This is a genomic window from Acinetobacter sp. (assembly GCF_045628685.1).
Lineage (GTDB): Bacteria > Pseudomonadota > Gammaproteobacteria > Pseudomonadales > Moraxellaceae > Acinetobacter.
Map to the genome: position 1 here is coordinate 21,937 of NZ_JAZQPV010000107.1, position 15,230 is coordinate 37,166.

Sequence of the window (15,230 nt, forward strand, 5' to 3'; positions counted from 1 at the left end):
ACCATCTAAATGATTCTCTATGCAGTCAAACATTCGGCAGTGGATTTAACTGCAAATGCGTTCAGTTTTAGTTCAATGAATATGCCTGAACGCTGCCGATGCACAATCTTTTGCTTAAAATTTTGTGACAATAAGGACTGGATTGAGTGAAAGAAGGAATCCAATTGACTTTTTTGACTAAAACAAAGCAATAAAAAACTTGAAATCCATAACTTACCCCCGATATAAATAGCGACGAAATGATTAAAAAATCTTAATTTAAACAAAAAGTTCATTACATTTTTATAAAGCACTGGAAAAGTAAAGCCATCTATCACAAGGGTTTGTTGAAAAAAAATTGATGACCCTTGCGTCACTGCTTGATACAACTTGTTATGTTCTTTTTGGATATAGTTATCGTAAGATTAGCGAAGCTCGATGTGCGCGGAAAAGGCGTACATGCTTCAGAACATCAACTTAATAAGTCCTCCAAAATAAAGGAGATCAGGCATGATCCACGCTGGCAATGCCATTACCGTCCAAATGCTTTCGGACGGAATTGCAGAATTCCGCTTTGACTTACAAGATGAGTCGGTCAACAAATTTAACCGTGCAACGATTGAAGACTTTAAAGCTGCAATTGAAGCTGTTAAATCAAATAGCGATATTAAAGGTTTAATCGTTACCTCTGGTAAATCAACATTTATCGTAGGTGCAGACATCACTGAATTTGGTGATAACTTTGCTCAAGGCGAACAAGCAATTGTGGATTGGGCCATGCCTGTTCACGCAATCTTCAACAGCTTTGAAGATTTAGACATTCCTAAAGTGGCTGCAATCAATGGTATGGCATTGGGCGGTGGTTTTGAGATGTGTCTGGTATGTGACTACCGTGTCATGTCTGAATCTGCTCAAGTCGGGCTTCCAGAAATCAAACTTGGCATCTACCCTGGTTTCGGTGGTACGGTTCGTTTAAGCCGTTTGATTGGTATTGACAATGCGGTTGAATGGATGGCGATGGCTAATCCTAAACGCCCTGATGCTGCCCTGAAAGATGGTGCTGTTGATGCGGTAGTTGCTGCGGACAAACTGCAAGCCGCTGCAATTGACCTGGTTAAACAAGCCATTGCTGGTCGCCTAGACTGGAAAGCAAAACGTCAGGAAAAACTGGAGCCGGTTAAACTTAGCCCAATCGAACAGATGATGGCATTTAACTCATCTAAAGGCGTGGTTCTTGCAAAAGCAAACCCTGCTCAATACCCTGCGCCTAAACTTCTTCTTGATTCTTTACAGGCAGGTGCAAGTCTGCATCGTGATGACGCACTGAAAGCTGAAGCTGAAGGCTTTGCCAAAGCTGCAGTGACACCACAAGCAAATGCATTGATTGGTTTATTCCTCAATGACCAGCTTGTGAAAAAAACTTCGAAAAAACATGAGAAAGGTGCACACCCTGTAAACCAGGCGGCTGTTCTAGGCGCGGGTATCATGGGTGGCGGTATTGCTTACCAAGCGGCAAGCAAAGGCACACCAATCATCATGAAAGACATTGGTAACCCACAACTGGCGTTGGGTATGTCTGAAGCGAACAAATTGTTGACCAAACAAGTTGAACGCAAAAAAATGACCCCTGCGAAAATGGGTGAAACCCTTGCTCGCATCCGCCCGACTTTAAGCTTGGAAGAGTTTAAAGAAGTGGATATCGTGATTGAAGCGGTCACTGAAAATCCTAAGATCAAAGCTGCTGTGCTTGCAGATACTGAAAAATCAGTGCGTGAAAACACCATCATTGCATCAAATACCTCTACGATTTCAATTACACGTTTGGCAGAAAGCCTACAACGTCCTGAAAACTTTGTCGGCATGCACTTCTTTAACCCCGTTCACATGATGCCATTGGTAGAAGTGATCCGTGGTGAGAAAACATCTGCTGAGGCAATTGCAACGACTGTGGTTCTTGCTCAGAAAATGGGTAAAACTCCAATCGTAGTAAATGACTGCCCAGGCTTCTTAGTAAACCGTGTATTGTTCCCTTACTTCGGTGCGTTCGACCTGTTGCTTAAAGATGGTGCTGACTTCCAGCAGATCGATAAAGTCATGGAACGCTTCGGCTGGCCTATGGGCCCTGCTTACTTGATGGACGTTGTCGGTATCGATACGGGCGTTCACGGTGCAGAAGTGATGGCTGAAGGCTTCCCTGACCGTATGAAACCGGACTTCAAAGGTTCGATTCAAACTATGTATGAAGCAAAACGTTTGGGTCAAAAGAATGACGTTGGTTTCTACAAATACGAGTTAGACCGTAAAGGCAAGAAAGCGAAAAAAGTTGATCCTACAGCGTATGAACTGATTGCATCTGTAGTGACTGGCGAAAAACGTGAATTTGATGCACAAGAAATCATTGACCGTATGATGCTGGCTTTCTGTAACGAAACTGTTCGTTGCCTGGAAGACAACATTGTCGCAACGCCTGCTGAGGCAGATATGGCAATGATCATGGGTGTAGGTTTCCCTCCATTCCGTGGCGGTCCAGCACGTTACATTGACCAAACAGGTGTTGCTGAATACGTTGCACTTTGCGACAAATATGCACACTTAGGTAAAGCTTATGAAGCGCCACAAATGTTGCGTGACATGGCTGCTAACAATAAAAAATTCTACGGTTAAGGAGCAACGTGAATGGCTACTTTAAATCCACGTGACGTTGTCATCGTTGATGGCGTACGTTCAGCAATGGGTAAAAGCAAAAACGGTATGTTCCGCAATGTACGTGCTGACAGCTTATCTGCTGAATTAGTTCGCGCATTGGTTGCTCGTAACCAGTTTGATATAAATGAAGTTGAAGACGTGATCTGGGGCTGTGTCAACCAGACCCTAGAACAAGGTATGAACATTGCGCGTAACATCGCATTACTTGCTGACCTGCCAAAAACGGTTGCAGGTCAAACTGTGAACCGCCTATGTGGTTCATCTATGCAGTCTATTCATACTGCTGCGGCTCAAATTGCTACAAATCAAGGTGATATCTTCATCATTGGTGGTGTAGAGCACATGGGTCACGTAGGTATGATGCACGGCATCGACCTGAACCCTGAAGCATCTAAGCACTATGCAAAAGCATCAAACATGATGGGCTTAACTGCTGAAATGCTGGGTCGTATGAACGGCATTACCCGTGAAGAACAGGATGCGTTTGGTGTGGAATCTCACCGCCGCGCTTGGGCTGCAACGCAAGAAGGTCGTTTCAAAAACGAAATTATTGGTGTTGAAGGTCACGACCAAAACGGTTTCAAAATCCTGTGCGACATTGACGAAGTGATTCGTCCAGATGCTAACCTTGAAGCCTTCCGTGCTTTACGTCCAGCATTTGACCCGAAAGGCGGTACAGTAACTGCTGCAACATCTTCAGCGTTGTCTGACGGTGCTTCTGCAATGTTATTGATGTCTGCTGAACGTGCTCAAGCGCTTGGTCTTAAGCCACGTGCTGTGATTCGCTCTATGGCGGTTGCAGGCTGTGATGCGGCAATCATGGGTTACGGTCCTGTTCCTGCAACGCAAAAAGCGCTTAAACGTGCTGGCTTGTCAATTTCTGATATTCAAACTTTTGAATTGAACGAAGCGTTTGCTGCACAAGGTTTGTCAGTTCTTAAAGGCTTAGGCATTTATGACCAGCAAGACCGTGTGAACTTGAACGGTGGTGCGATTGCACTGGGTCACCCATTGGGTTGTTCTGGTGCGCGTATCACGACGACATTGCTTAATGTAATGGAGCAACAAGATACGCAAATCGGTCTTGCGACCATGTGTATTGGTTTAGGTCAAGGTATTGCAACAATCATCGAACGTGTTTAATTCTTAAATACTGAGATAAAAAGAAACCCCGCTTAATGCGGGGTTTTTTACTTTAAAATGTATTTAATATAGTTTTTCTTATTTCTCTAACTTCGGAATTGGTTAACTCCTTAGCAATCCATTCAGTATCGTATAAAGCTTTTAAATGCTCTTGTACTAAAATGATATTCTCACTTATATCCACTTTTTTTAAAATTTCATAAAAACAGACTTTATTATTGTCTTTATCTTCAAAAAGATGAATCACTTTTACTAAAAAAATTTCTTGTATTGAATCTTCAAGTCTCTCCCTACTAAATAATACAATAGAGTCTCCCATCTGACATTCTTCAAATAATATCTTCGCATCAGATTTCTTAAAAAACAGCCATGATAAGTTGTTATGATGTTCCTTAGACCTCTTGCGAAAGTCGTTATTGCAAATTGATTTTGTTTACCAGTGCAGCGATTAAGTTTATGCGTAAACCGAATCTTTTCCGTCTATTTCGATAGCGTTCACTCAATATTCTAAATGTTTTCAATTGACTATTGATGTGTTCGATCACAACTCGTATTTTTCCAATCATTTTATTGTACTTTTTCTCAACTTCAAATAATGGGAAATTCTTCTTTTTTTTGATTGGCATCAACAATTTAAAGCCATCTTGCTCTAATCCGTAGTACCCTAAATCGGTCATAACATATTCACAATGTTTGAATTTCTTAACTGTTTTCCTTGCCAATTTAATGTCATGCTGACTGCCAGACGATATATCTACTCCTATGATTTGTTTGCTCTTCGGATGGTAGATCACTTGGGCTTTTAGCGTATGTTTCTTCTTTTTACCACTGTAGAACTTACTCTGATTTTTTTTTCGGGCGTTCTATTGAACATTCTGTAGCATCAATAATAACCCAGTTAAAGTGTTCTTCTGCGGTCGTAATGCTTCGTTTTGGCAGAGTAAAACATCTTGATTTCATCAATGCATCTTCAACCTTTTTAATAGTTCGATTCACATTACTTTCAGCGATGTGGTAGTGTGCTGCCAATTCTAGTTGAGTGCTGTAGTTTCGTAAGTAATTGAGTGTTAATAATAATTGATCCTCTATAGCTAAAGTATGAGGACGACCTGATTTCTTTTTGAGTGATTCTGCTTTTTCTAAAACCTCAACCATTTCAGTAAAAACTTGTCGAGGTACGCCAACCAAGCGCTTAAATTCAGAATCTGAAAAACGATTTAATTTTTGATATCTCATGAAATTTATATTGAGGTGGTTTTTACTTTCGCAAGAGATCTCTTAAATAATTTACATTGATTGTTAATGGTATCTTGATCACCATCATATAAAGCTTCTTGAAAAATACCTAATGCCCAATATTTTTTATTATTTTCTAATAAGCGAAATTTTTCACGAGATAGTATATTAAATCGATCCACTTTAATTGATTTCAATTGATCGATTGCCGCTTGATCAATTTTTATTGTTTTATAATCTGATTTTATAGATTTTATTAAGTTAATAGATTGATCTATAATATTTTTATCGTTAGTTAAAATACCTGCTTCAATTAAATTACTTTTTGAATTTCTTGAAATGTTAGCCGAACCAATATAGACATACTCACAAAATATTATTAATTTAGTATGCAAGGTAGAGTTTGAGTATATTTCTACCCCTTCTATTAGATATTTTTCTATTAAATCCAAAGAGGTAGCACCACTTTGGATTGATTCGGGAGAAGCATTAATAATTAATAAATCTCCCTTTATGAACTTTAAATCTATATCACTTGAAAAATAAGCCACTGCCGCACTTCGAAACGGGCTTTTTTCATTAATAACAATTAATTTTTCCCACAGATTTTCTGATTCCAAAGTTAGTAACGACACAACTAATCTCTTTTAATAATTTTTAAATTAACTTATATACCAATAACCCAAATAAAAACAAATATTTAATATTGCACATATAAATAATTATAAATAGTTAAGACTCAAATCCTTCACACTACTTCACCTATCGAAATGTAAACCATCCGCAACATCATGTTATCACTCTGTAAATTTAGTTGAATAATCATACAATTGAATACACCTAAGCTATTCACTTTTAAAAATTTAGCATCTGTGGCGCTAAAATAAAAAGTACAAAATCTCTCTTTAATCTCACAATTGAGTAATCATCATGAATACCATTAAAACTGCTATGGCTATTGCTTTAGTTGCAGTGACTACATCTGCTATGGCGACTACAACTGTAGAAACTACTCCAGCTGCTAAAGTTGCTGCTGCAAAAGCACAAGTAAAAGCAGATGCTGCTAAAACTGCGATTGCTGTTAAAAACACAGCTGTTGCGACTAAAGAAAAAACTGCTGCTGTTTCTAAAATAGCTGCTCAAAAAACTGTAGCGGCTAAAAACGCTGTTGTAGCTAAAACTGTTGATGTGAAAGATGCAACTGTTGCTAAAACTGTAGCTGCTAAAGATGTAGTTGTAGCCAAAACTGTTGCGGCTAAAGACGTGACTGTTGCCAAAGCAACTGAAGCAAAAGATGCAGTTGCAGAAAAAACTGCTGAAGTGAAAGATGCAACTGTTGCTCAAGTGACTGAAGCAAAAGACGCGACTGTTGAAAAAACTGCTGAAGTAAAAGAAGCAACTGCTGAAAAAGCAGATGCTGCTAAAGCTGAAGTAAAAGCTGAGAAAAAATCATTCTTCTCTTGGTTTAAAAAATCTGCTGCTTAATCTGCGCTAAAGCATTTTAGCTGTAAAAAAGGATGCCATTAATGAGCATCCTTTTTTAGTTATGAGGAAAAATATTTTTATCTCGCCCCCTGCCGAACTAGCGAATTCCATTATTCGGGGTAGTTCTACGCTGTTGTTGCAACTCTCTGATTGCTTCATTTAGCGCGGTATTTTCCAAAACACCCAATGAAAATTGCTCTCGAGCGATTTGCACAGTAGTTGCACTACGGTCTATACCAAAATTCTCGAGTATAATGTACAAGCCTTCTCTTGGATCAGGTGATAGCAAACCTTGTGCAACTGCCAGAACATATTGCTGCAATGGCAACGGTAAGCTGTTTATATCTGGCATTGGTCCATCCGGTACAAAATCTATCGTGGCTAAAATAGTGGGATCAACAACAAAATTTTGAGTGTCCAGCTGAATCTGCATAATTCTATGCTGCAACGCTCTCTCCTCTTGTGGCCCCCATTTATATTGAATGATTGGTGTGGTTTCAGCTCTTAACTCAGGTTCAGTTAAGGCGATTAATCCAGATTTATCAGTTGTATCGGCAAAAGTAGAAGAAATAGAAAAACTTCCTGCAATCGCTACAATTGCACAGGACAAATTTTTTAGGAGATTCATGGCAGTTTTACTCAAAAAAATAAAAGTAAACAAACACCCTTCAACAGCTAAAATTGTATAATAAAGCCTTTATTTAGTAGCCTTCGCCCAGATAAGTGGTCTGAGTCGCACTTTAATTTTTATTCAAAAATCATTTGATTTAGCATATTTATATACATGAATTTTATATTAAAAATTTTAATTTTTATGAAGCTAATTTTCAAGAAATCATCTTTTTAGCTCTACCTCCGCCCAGAAAATCCACCAAACGATACTGCCGTTTAATTTTTAATTTTTAGAGTGTTCCTACACGTAGCAAGACAGGAAATGTTACATCTAATTTTTTTGGTCCCGTTTGTAAAACATCAGAAATCAGCTGAAGCGGATCATGAGGGGTTTTTTCCTGATAATGCCTAAGCGCTGACCATGTTTTTAAATAGCCAAGCAGTTGTTGGGGTGACCATTGATATTGCAAAGCCATCTCGGGTACAGCCTGTTCATTAAAAGGAAATGGAATCGTTTGATACAGCTCATCAATATAACGGCGCTCTGCATCCCAATAGCCATTTAGCGTTTTAAAGTACAGTTGTTGCACCAAACTGTTTATCGCCGCCTCCTGCACCTCAATCAAGCCATAACCCAGGGCTGCAAACACCCCTTGCGGTTTAAGTACCCGTTTTACTTCTTTATAAAATACGTCAAAGTCAAACCAGTGAATGGCTTGAGCCACTGTAACCAGATCAATAGATTGCGCAGGAAGGTTACTCTGCTCTGCCGCTTGCACCTGATAGCTGACATTTTCAAAATAAGGTGCCTGTTGTAACTGTGCTGCACTGATATCGGTTGCGATTATATGATTGAAATACGGGACCAATAATTGGGTGAATTGTCCAGACCCTGCACCGCAGTCCCATGCAAAATTTCGTTCTGGAACATGCTTTAAAATTTCTTTCACAATTTGAATGGAATAATTTGGGCGGGCTTTTTTGTAGCGCAAACTATTGCTGGAAAACAGGTCCTTCATGAATTCCTCTCAAAATATACTTAATTTAATCAATTATCTGTTCAATTCTAAAACTGGTCTGCGCAATTGGATCGAGCTGATCATTCAATTGATAATACTTAACATCATAAGTTCCGACTTTCCAGCCTTTCAGCGGATTAAAGCTGACCCAGTTCTGCTCCCGGTGACTACTCACCCGCTGTGGCATAAAAAATAGCACTTCACCTGTAGACTGGTTGCTCCAGCGGATAAAAACCTGCTCGTTATTAGGTACTTTGCCCAGAGTATCAAAATGGGCAAACAACTGCTGTCCGGCATAAATCTGCCTTGGCAATACGGCACTTACTACATATTGTTGCTGGGTACTCACTGTCGCTTTTCCTTTCAACACTTCATTCGGATCATTTTCTGCATCAACAAATTCACTGACCAGACGTTTAGCAAATGCCTGCTTATTTTCAATATGGGTTAAATCGTAGCCCGGAAAGGATTGTTCCAGATATTTATTAATCTGTTCAGTAGAGGCTGTGTCTATAACGGAATTGATCTGCTCTTCCTGTTTTCTTAGTTGCTGTTGCAGGACAAGACTCTCTTCAGGCGAAGTCTGGGCTTTTTGCTGGATCCGCTGAATAAAATCTTCTACCGCAACATCCTGAGTGTGCTCAGGAACAGGTTGTTCAGATTCGCTCTGGGAGGGAGCAACAAAATAGCCCAATCCAAAAGATAATATACCCACTAAAAACAGTATGAAAAATTTCATGTGGATCAATTACAGGTAATGGTTTCAGTAAAGTTGCCAGTATTGAGATTTAAACTGCCGCTGGAAAATAATGTACCTGTACTGACTTGCTGTCTGGTGAAATTCGTACCTGAAAGCAATCTCAACCCTTCTGAAGTACAAATGCCTGTATGAATAGCATTGGTGAGTCTTAACACGCAGCCATCTATCGTTACTCTATGCGTATTTGCAACTGGCTGAGCACATACCCCGGTAATGATCAGGAGGGAGGATGAAGACTTTAAGTCACATGCGGAACAATCCTGATTCGCACCACCACAAGCATCAGCTGCTCTTTCACTGCGACAAATATAAGTTTGTGGACCAAAAGTAAAGATTTTCTCAAAAGAAGAGTTAAAGTAATCTCCGCTTCCGCTACCACCACAGCCAGTCAGCAGCACAAAAAGTAAAGTAAATATTGAACATCCGATTGTTTTCATTTTTTATTCTCGAATTGTTATTGCGGTTATTTTATACGAAAAAAGTTCAGCCCCAAAAAACGCTGACAAAAAAAAACCTCAAACAATGTTTGAGGTTTTTTTCAAATATGGTGGCGAGACCCAGGATCGAACTGGGGACACACGGATTTTCAATCCGTTGCTCTACCTACTGAGCTATCACGCCGATGCGGTGTATTAAGCCGTATCTGCCATCAATAGTCAATATAATTCCTCACATTTTTATTTGATCGGATATTTTTTGCCCAAAAAAAATCCCTGATGGGATCAGGGATTGAAATCTTGAAATAGATTTTAAATATGGTGGCGAGACCCAGGATCGAACTGGGGACACACGGATTTTCAATCCGTTGCTCTACCTACTGAGCTATCACGCCGATAGCGCGTATTAAACAATTTAAGTCTTTTTCAGTCAAGCGGGTTTTATGCTTTTTTAAACAACCGTTTATTTTTACAGCAAATTTCACGTTATTTGATTATTTTTTATTTAAATCTCAATTCATTAATTAACGATATGGGTCTGTTTGTTTAAGCTACAAAAACAGTCGCAAGTCTTAAAGCTGATCATTAAGAATAGGGAGTTAATAAAATTCTTTGCTTTTTAGATCAAATATTTGGATTATATTTATTGCTTGTACAACAGGGTTTTCATTCCCCAAATGAGAAGCCTCAAAATATATTTCAAGTTCGCAAGAAAAGCATCCTACGGTGCAGTAGTGCACCTCATACCTCAAATAATTGCGGATGACCTTTTTTGCATATCGAATCACATGAAAAGTTTATAATAAAAAATGCCAGTCAATTTCTTAACTGACTGGCATTCGCCTCAAGGCTGATTTTTTAGAATCTGTTCAAGCTTAAATTTTTTCCAGATGTGCCAGGCAACGATGAATTGCCCCACAGCCCGGTTCAAACGTCTTCACGCCTTTTTCTTCTTCCAGACGGCAGACTTCACTCACCAGCCTTTCCGCAACGCCGCGTCCACGGTTGGCAGGGTGAACCACAATATTTTCCAGGATCTTGCTTTCCCCTTGTCCAGTGCACCAAATCGCCCCAATCAACTTAGTATTAAATTCTGCTGTGTAAACTAAGGTATACTGAGCCAAGTTTTGCTCTAGTTGTTCAATGGCATCCTGCCCATCTCCAAATTCCGGGCTGGTGTCATACAGTCGCTCAAGCTGGCTGCGCACTTCGTCATTTTCTAGTGAAGTATAAGCATGTACGGTAATAGGCATTGATTAACCCTCCTGAGCAATCTAATATGCGATGATTTCGTCATCGCGAAAAAACATTTTACATCATCATTTTTAACGTTTTTGAGGAACGTGTCTATGACGCAACGTATCAGTGAAGTGGTAAGAAACACTAACGAAACCAAAATTCGAGTTCGGGTGAATCTTGATGGTACGGGTCAAGGCACCCTCAACACAGGTGTTCCATTTTTAGATCATATGATTGATCAAATCAAGCGACACGGTTTATTCGATATCGACATTCACTGTGATGGTGACCTGGATATCGATGACCATCATACCGTAGAAGACTGCGGTATCACCCTGGGTCAGGCTTTCGCACAAGCATTGGGTGATAAAAAAGGCTTACGTCGTTATGGTCATTTTTATGCACCACTGGATGAAGCCTTAAGCCGTGTGGTGGTTGATCTATCTGGTCGCCCTGGCTTGTGGATGGATATTCCATTCACTCGCGCCCGTATTGGTACCTTTGATGTTGATCTATTCTCTGAATTTTTTCAAGGTTTTGTGAATCATGCGTTAATGACGCTGCATATTGACAACCTGAAAGGTAAAAATAGTCATCACCAAATTGAATGTACATTTAAAGCTTTTGCACGCGCACTGCGTATGGCCTGTGAAATTGATCCACGTGCAGAAAACACTGTTGCTTCAACCAAAGGTAGTTTGTAATGACCCGTATAGCCCTTCTTGACTATGGCATGGGAAATTTACACTCTGCAGCCAAAGCCCTGGAACATGTAGGTGCCACTGTAGATGTGACCAATGATCCCAAACTGATTGCCCAAGCCGATAAAATTGTATTTCCCGGTGTGGGCGCGATGCGTGACTGTATGCAAGGCATGCATGAAGCGGGTATTGATGAAGTAGTACGCAATGCCGTATTTAACAAGCCTGTACTGGCGATCTGTGTCGGCATGCAGGCTTTGATGCAGTGCTCTGAAGAAAATGGCGGCACGGATGCATTGGGTATTTTTGAAGGCGAAGTGAAGCATTTTCCAGAAATGGCAGGTTTAAAAGTGCCGCATATGGGCTGGAACCAGGTGCATCAGGCAGACCCAAGCCATCCGATGTGGAAAGACATCGAGCAGGATGCGCGTTTCTATTTCGTGCATAGCTTCTATGTTGAACCGAAAGATACGGCTCTAATCGCTGCAACCTGTGATTACGGTATAGAGTTCTGTACGGCACTGTATAAAGAAAACTTGTTCGCGACCCAGTTCCACCCAGAAAAAAGTCATACCGCCGGTTTGCAACTGTTGAAAAACTTTGTGGAATGGAAAATCTAAGTATCCATTTTAAGATCTTTTAAAAGCTCAACTCTGGTTGGGCTTTTTTATTGGCTCAAATTGGATAGCTTATATAAAATCGACTATTTTTTATGCATTTTAATTGTTATGATGTTTATACAAATCATTATATTTAAACAATAATTAAATTTATAGGGGAATAAGAAAATGAATCAAACCTATCCAAGCAGCGAGTCAGCCTTAAGCCCAAGTGGACGTTTTGGTCGCCTGTCTTACTTAGGCTGGAACATGCTGATGAGCTTTTCTATCCTGATCATTATTGGGATTATTGCGGCTTTCTTCTCACCTAACTTATTTAATGATCCTTCTACCATGACCAGCTCCTCCATAACAGCAACTGTTCTGATCGGGATTGCTTACCTTGGCTTATTATATTTCAGTTTTGTTTTTACCATCCGTCGTCTGCATGACCGCAATCATACGGGATGGTTGTCGCTGTTTATGATAGTTCCACTCCTGAACCTCATTTTTATCCTTTACCTGATTTTTGCCAAAGGCGATGCCAGAAACAATCAATATGGTCCTCGACGTACCACCAAAGCTTGGGAAAAGGTGTTGGGATGGATTTATGTGCTCATTTTTCCAATCGGTATTTTAGCCGCTATTGCGATACCAGCTTATCAAAGTTATGTTGAGCGTGCTCAACAGGTGCAGATGGAACAAAGCATCCATCACACCGATTAATCCTTTTAAATTCTGGATAAAGCTCATGATCAATGGGCTTTATTTTTGCCTAAAATCTGAAAAGCGATTAAGCTGAATTTAAAATAAATCACTGTATTGATTATCATGGAAGAGTCTCTGCTTCAAACGCTACCCAGCAAAGAAAAAATTCAGGATTTGCCTGTGTTTCAGAATCTTCCCATGCAACAGATTCATCTCATTCATAACATTGAACAATGTCTTGCCCTTGAACAGGAATTAAAAAGCTGTGCCTTACTCGGTTTTGATACCGAATCCAAACCGACCTTTGCCAAGGGTGAAGTATCAACCGGACCGCATCTGATCCAATTGGCCAGTCATGACAGCGCCTACTTATTTCAAATTAACCCTGAAGTACTGGAATTTCTAAAACCAGTTTTTGAAAGTCGGGATCAGATTAAAGTCGGCTTTGGTCTAAAGAATGATGCGCATCTTTTTCGTAAAAAAGGCATTGAGCTAAATAGCGTGATTGAACTGTCTAAATGCTTTTTTGCCTTTGGTTTCCCCAATCCCATGGGGCTAAAAAATGCCATGGCACTTTTATTTCAGGTGAACTTTCCCAAAAGTAAAAAAATCAGCACCTCCAACTGGGCACGTAAAACACTAACGCCTGCCCAAATTCAATACGCGGCTGCCGATGCTTATGCGCCAGTACTGGTCTTTGAAGAATTGCGTCGTTTAAACTTGCTCCCTGAACATATTCCCAACACGTCATTAAAATTACGTATTCGCCCGAACAAAACAAAAGCTGAAACTGATGCTTAGAGATTTAACAATACTTTGCTAAGATGACAAACAATAACTTTAACGAGATTAGGCAAGGAGCGAAAGCATGCTGATCATCCCTGCAATTGACCTGAAAGATGGCAAATGTGTCCGTTTAAAACAAGGCCGTATGGAAGACGATACCGTATTTTCTGACGATCCAGTTGCAACTGCACAGCATTGGGTAAATGAAGGCGCGCGTCGCTTACATTTGGTTGATTTAAACGGTGCTTTTGCCGGTACGCCCATCCATAAACCTGTGGTTGAAGCGATTGCCAAAGCTCAACCTGAGCTGCCAATTCAAATTGGTGGCGGTATTCGCTCGCTTGAAACCATCGAACATTACCTGGATGCAGGCGTATCTTTTGTGATTATCGGGACTAAAGCAGTTCAAAATCCTGAATTTGTCGAAGAAGCCTGCAAGAAATTTGCCGGTCACATCATTGTCGGTATCGATGCCATGAATGGCATGGTGGCAACAGATGGCTGGGCAAATATCACTGACATCAAAGCGACTGATCTTGCAAAACGTTTTGCTGATGCCGGTGTATCCAGCATTGTCTATACCGACATTGCCCGTGACGGCATGATGCAAGGTGTCAACATCGAACAGACGGTCAACTTGGCGACTTATTCAGGTTTGCCTGTGATCGCGTCTGGTGGTGTAACCAATCTTGATGACGTTCGCAACTTAAAAGGTCAACCGGGCATTTTAGGTGCGATTACCGGTCGTGCAATCTATGAAGGCACATTAAACCTTCGTGAAGTGCAATCACTTTGGGATGATCAATCAATCTAAATATTGATTCATCCTTAAGAGGTCTTCGGACCTCTTTTTTATTTCAATCAATTTCTTCGCTGTATAGACATGTCAAACACTCCTTCTGGGTTTAAAACCAAAGCTCCCCAACTTGCCTTAATTCTGATTACCATGATTTGGGGCGGATCATTCCTGACCGTGCAATATGGTTTAAACTTTGCAAGCCCGATGTTTTTTGTCGGCTGTCGTTTTGCCGCAGCGATGTTATTTGTCTGTCTTTTCTCCTGGAAAGATTTAAGCGGTATCAATCTGAAAGAAATTGCTGCCGGTGCGTTGATTGGCTTGGTGATTGCGATTGGCTATGGCACACAAACCATTGGACTCAAAACCATTAGCAGCAGTGAATCGGCCTTTTTAACCGCACTGTATGTGCCTTTAGTACCAATTTTATTGTGGCTGTTATTCCGTAAAACGCCACAAATCATGACCTGGTGCGGTGCAGTCTTAGCATTTTTAGGTTTGGTATTTTTAACGGGTAACGGTTTCGGTCAAATCCAGCTGAACTTCGGGCAGATTATTACTATTCTCGGTTCAATCGCGATTGCCCTTGAAATTATTCTGATCAGTTTTTTTGCCGGTAAAGTCAATGTTCGCCGTGTCACCGTGATTCAACTCGGTTTTGCTTCTGTTTTTGCTTTTTGCATGATGCCTATAGCTGGCGAAGTGTGGAACCCTGTGTTCTCTTGGCCTCTGATGATCATTCTCTGTGGACTGGGCTTGGCCAGCGCAGCCATTCAACTGGTGATGAACTGGGCACAGCGTGAAATTGATCCCTCTCAAGCCGCAATTATCTATTCAGGTGAGCCGGTCTGGGCAGCACTGATTGGACGTATTGCAGGTGAACGCTTAGCTCTAGTTGCTATTTTAGGTGGTGCATTGGTGGTGTTAGGTGTGATTGTGAGTGAATGGAAACCGAAGTTTTTAAAGAAGAATAAAGAAGTGAGTCTTTAAGAGTTTAATTGCTCTAGAACTCTCCCCACAAGGG

At 40.5% G+C, this 15,230-nt stretch carries 17 protein-coding genes and 2 tRNA genes; 9 read left to right on the plus strand and 10 right to left on the minus strand.

Annotation, left to right across the window (positions count from 1 at the left end):
• Positions 1–489: 489 nt before the first annotated feature.
• Positions 490–2,643 carry a fatty acid oxidation complex subunit alpha FadB gene (gene fadB / locus ACKI4H_RS13880; RefSeq protein WP_407306738.1) on the plus strand — a complete coding sequence of 718 codons (2,154 nt, stop codon included), beginning with the start codon at positions 490–492 and terminating at the stop codon, positions 2,641–2,643.
• Between the two features lie 12 nt (positions 2,644–2,655).
• Positions 2,656–3,828, plus strand: a complete 1,173-nt coding sequence (gene fadA, locus ACKI4H_RS13885; protein WP_407306740.1) for an acetyl-CoA C-acyltransferase FadA — start codon at positions 2,656–2,658, stop codon at positions 3,826–3,828.
• 52 nt (positions 3,829–3,880) lie between these two features.
• Here fadA and ACKI4H_RS13890 read toward each other — a convergent pair whose 3' ends face one another.
• The 3 genes from ACKI4H_RS13890 to ACKI4H_RS13900 form a co-directional block, all read right to left on the minus strand.
• Positions 3,881–4,147, minus strand: a complete 267-nt coding sequence (locus ACKI4H_RS13890) for a hypothetical protein (RefSeq protein ID WP_407306742.1) — start codon at positions 4,145–4,147, stop codon at positions 3,881–3,883.
• 94 nt (positions 4,148–4,241) lie between these two features.
• Positions 4,242–5,064, minus strand: a protein-coding gene (locus ACKI4H_RS13895) for an IS5 family transposase (protein WP_407306744.1) whose coding sequence is annotated in 2 segments (ribosomal slippage) — positions 4,242–4,682 and positions 4,684–5,064 — 822 coding nt in all. Because the reading frame shifts where the segments join, the coding sequence is not laid out codon by codon here.
• A 5-nt stretch (positions 5,065–5,069) separates the two neighbouring features.
• Entirely contained in the window at positions 5,070–5,699 is a 630-nt protein-coding gene (locus ACKI4H_RS13900) for a phospholipase D family protein (RefSeq protein ID WP_407306746.1), read from the minus strand.
• Between the two features lie 295 nt (positions 5,700–5,994).
• Here ACKI4H_RS13900 and ACKI4H_RS13905 point away from each other — a divergent pair, with 295 nt between their 5' ends.
• Positions 5,995–6,549: a hypothetical protein gene (locus ACKI4H_RS13905; RefSeq protein ID WP_407306748.1), complete on the plus strand. Its 555-nt coding sequence runs from the start codon at positions 5,995–5,997 to the stop codon at positions 6,547–6,549.
• A gap of 97 nt (positions 6,550–6,646) precedes the next feature.
• Here ACKI4H_RS13905 and ACKI4H_RS13910 read toward each other — a convergent pair whose 3' ends face one another.
• From ACKI4H_RS13910 to ACKI4H_RS13940, 7 genes are all read right to left on the minus strand, one after another.
• Entirely contained in the window at positions 6,647–7,177 is a 531-nt protein-coding gene (locus ACKI4H_RS13910) for a hypothetical protein (protein ID WP_407306750.1), read from the minus strand.
• A 274-nt stretch (positions 7,178–7,451) separates the two neighbouring features.
• Positions 7,452–8,180 carry a class I SAM-dependent methyltransferase gene (locus ACKI4H_RS13915; protein WP_407306752.1) on the minus strand — a complete coding sequence of 243 codons (729 nt, stop codon included), beginning with the start codon at positions 8,178–8,180 and terminating at the stop codon, positions 7,452–7,454.
• Positions 8,181–8,205: 25 nt separating this feature from the next.
• The gene (locus ACKI4H_RS13920; RefSeq protein WP_407306754.1) at positions 8,206–8,919 is read right to left on the minus strand and encodes a hypothetical protein; all 714 of its coding nucleotides are present in this window, start codon (positions 8,917–8,919) and stop codon (positions 8,206–8,208) included.
• A gap of 5 nt (positions 8,920–8,924) precedes the next feature.
• A complete protein-coding gene (locus tag ACKI4H_RS13925) occupies positions 8,925–9,377 on the minus strand; it encodes a hypothetical protein (protein ID WP_407306756.1) in 453 nt (150 codons plus the stop codon).
• A gap of 108 nt (positions 9,378–9,485) precedes the next feature.
• A tRNA-Phe gene (locus ACKI4H_RS13930) sits at positions 9,486–9,561 on the minus strand.
• A gap of 135 nt (positions 9,562–9,696) precedes the next feature.
• Positions 9,697–9,772 (minus strand) — tRNA-Phe (locus ACKI4H_RS13935).
• 480 nt (positions 9,773–10,252) lie between these two features.
• Positions 10,253–10,630, minus strand: a complete 378-nt coding sequence (locus ACKI4H_RS13940; RefSeq protein WP_171537644.1) for a GNAT family N-acetyltransferase — start codon at positions 10,628–10,630, stop codon at positions 10,253–10,255.
• A 96-nt stretch (positions 10,631–10,726) separates the two neighbouring features.
• Between ACKI4H_RS13940 and hisB the strand changes: the two genes are divergently transcribed.
• The 6 genes from hisB (at position 10,727) to ACKI4H_RS13970 (ending at position 15,196) form a co-directional block, all read left to right on the plus strand.
• Complete coding sequence (gene hisB, locus ACKI4H_RS13945) at positions 10,727–11,320, plus strand: imidazoleglycerol-phosphate dehydratase HisB (RefSeq protein WP_407306758.1); 594 nt, start codon at positions 10,727–10,729, stop codon at positions 11,318–11,320.
• On the plus strand, positions 11,320–11,937 hold the full coding sequence (gene hisH, locus ACKI4H_RS13950) for an imidazole glycerol phosphate synthase subunit HisH (protein ID WP_407306760.1): 618 nt from the start codon (positions 11,320–11,322) through the stop codon (positions 11,935–11,937). The genes hisB and hisH overlap by 1 nt, the downstream gene beginning before the upstream one ends.
• A 168-nt stretch (positions 11,938–12,105) precedes the next feature.
• A complete protein-coding gene (locus tag ACKI4H_RS13955; RefSeq protein ID WP_407306762.1) occupies positions 12,106–12,642 on the plus strand; it encodes a TMEM128 family protein in 537 nt (178 codons plus the stop codon).
• Between the two features lie 105 nt (positions 12,643–12,747).
• Positions 12,748–13,425 carry a 3'-5' exonuclease gene (locus ACKI4H_RS13960; RefSeq protein WP_407306764.1) on the plus strand — a complete coding sequence of 226 codons (678 nt, stop codon included), beginning with the start codon at positions 12,748–12,750 and terminating at the stop codon, positions 13,423–13,425.
• Positions 13,426–13,492: 67 nt separating this feature from the next.
• A complete protein-coding gene (hisA, locus tag ACKI4H_RS13965) occupies positions 13,493–14,224 on the plus strand; it encodes a 1-(5-phosphoribosyl)-5-[(5-phosphoribosylamino)methylideneamino]imidazole-4-carboxamide isomerase (RefSeq protein ID WP_407306766.1) in 732 nt (243 codons plus the stop codon).
• A 69-nt stretch (positions 14,225–14,293) separates the two neighbouring features.
• On the plus strand, positions 14,294–15,196 hold the full coding sequence (locus ACKI4H_RS13970; RefSeq protein WP_407306768.1) for a DMT family transporter: 903 nt from the start codon (positions 14,294–14,296) through the stop codon (positions 15,194–15,196).
• The last annotated feature ends 34 nt before the right edge of the window (positions 15,197–15,230 follow it).

Coding starts and splice junctions, on each gene's coding strand:
- ACKI4H_RS13890 (WP_407306742.1), bottom strand. CDS start 4,147: ATGGGAGACTCTATTGTATTATTTAGTAGGGAGAGACTTGAAGATTCA.
- ACKI4H_RS13940 (WP_171537644.1), bottom strand. CDS start 10,630: ATGCCTATTACCGTACATGCTTATACTTCACTAGAAAATGACGAAGTG.
- hisB (WP_407306758.1), top strand. CDS start 10,727: ATGACGCAACGTATCAGTGAAGTGGTAAGAAACACTAACGAAACCAAA.
- fadB (WP_407306738.1), top strand. CDS start 490: ATGATCCACGCTGGCAATGCCATTACCGTCCAAATGCTTTCGGACGGA.
- ACKI4H_RS13955 (WP_407306762.1), top strand. CDS start 12,106: ATGAATCAAACCTATCCAAGCAGCGAGTCAGCCTTAAGCCCAAGTGGA.
- ACKI4H_RS13960 (WP_407306764.1), top strand. CDS start 12,748: ATGGAAGAGTCTCTGCTTCAAACGCTACCCAGCAAAGAAAAAATTCAG.
- fadA (WP_407306740.1), top strand. CDS start 2,656: ATGGCTACTTTAAATCCACGTGACGTTGTCATCGTTGATGGCGTACGT.
- ACKI4H_RS13920 (WP_407306754.1), bottom strand. CDS start 8,919: ATGAAATTTTTCATACTGTTTTTAGTGGGTATATTATCTTTTGGATTG.
- ACKI4H_RS13915 (WP_407306752.1), bottom strand. CDS start 8,180: ATGAAGGACCTGTTTTCCAGCAATAGTTTGCGCTACAAAAAAGCCCGC.
- hisH (WP_407306760.1), top strand. CDS start 11,320: ATGACCCGTATAGCCCTTCTTGACTATGGCATGGGAAATTTACACTCT.
- ACKI4H_RS13925 (WP_407306756.1), bottom strand. CDS start 9,377: ATGAAAACAATCGGATGTTCAATATTTACTTTACTTTTTGTGCTGCTG.
- hisA (WP_407306766.1), top strand. CDS start 13,493: ATGCTGATCATCCCTGCAATTGACCTGAAAGATGGCAAATGTGTCCGT.
- ACKI4H_RS13970 (WP_407306768.1), top strand. CDS start 14,294: ATGTCAAACACTCCTTCTGGGTTTAAAACCAAAGCTCCCCAACTTGCC.
- ACKI4H_RS13905 (WP_407306748.1), top strand. CDS start 5,995: ATGAATACCATTAAAACTGCTATGGCTATTGCTTTAGTTGCAGTGACT.
- ACKI4H_RS13910 (WP_407306750.1), bottom strand. CDS start 7,177: ATGAATCTCCTAAAAAATTTGTCCTGTGCAATTGTAGCGATTGCAGGA.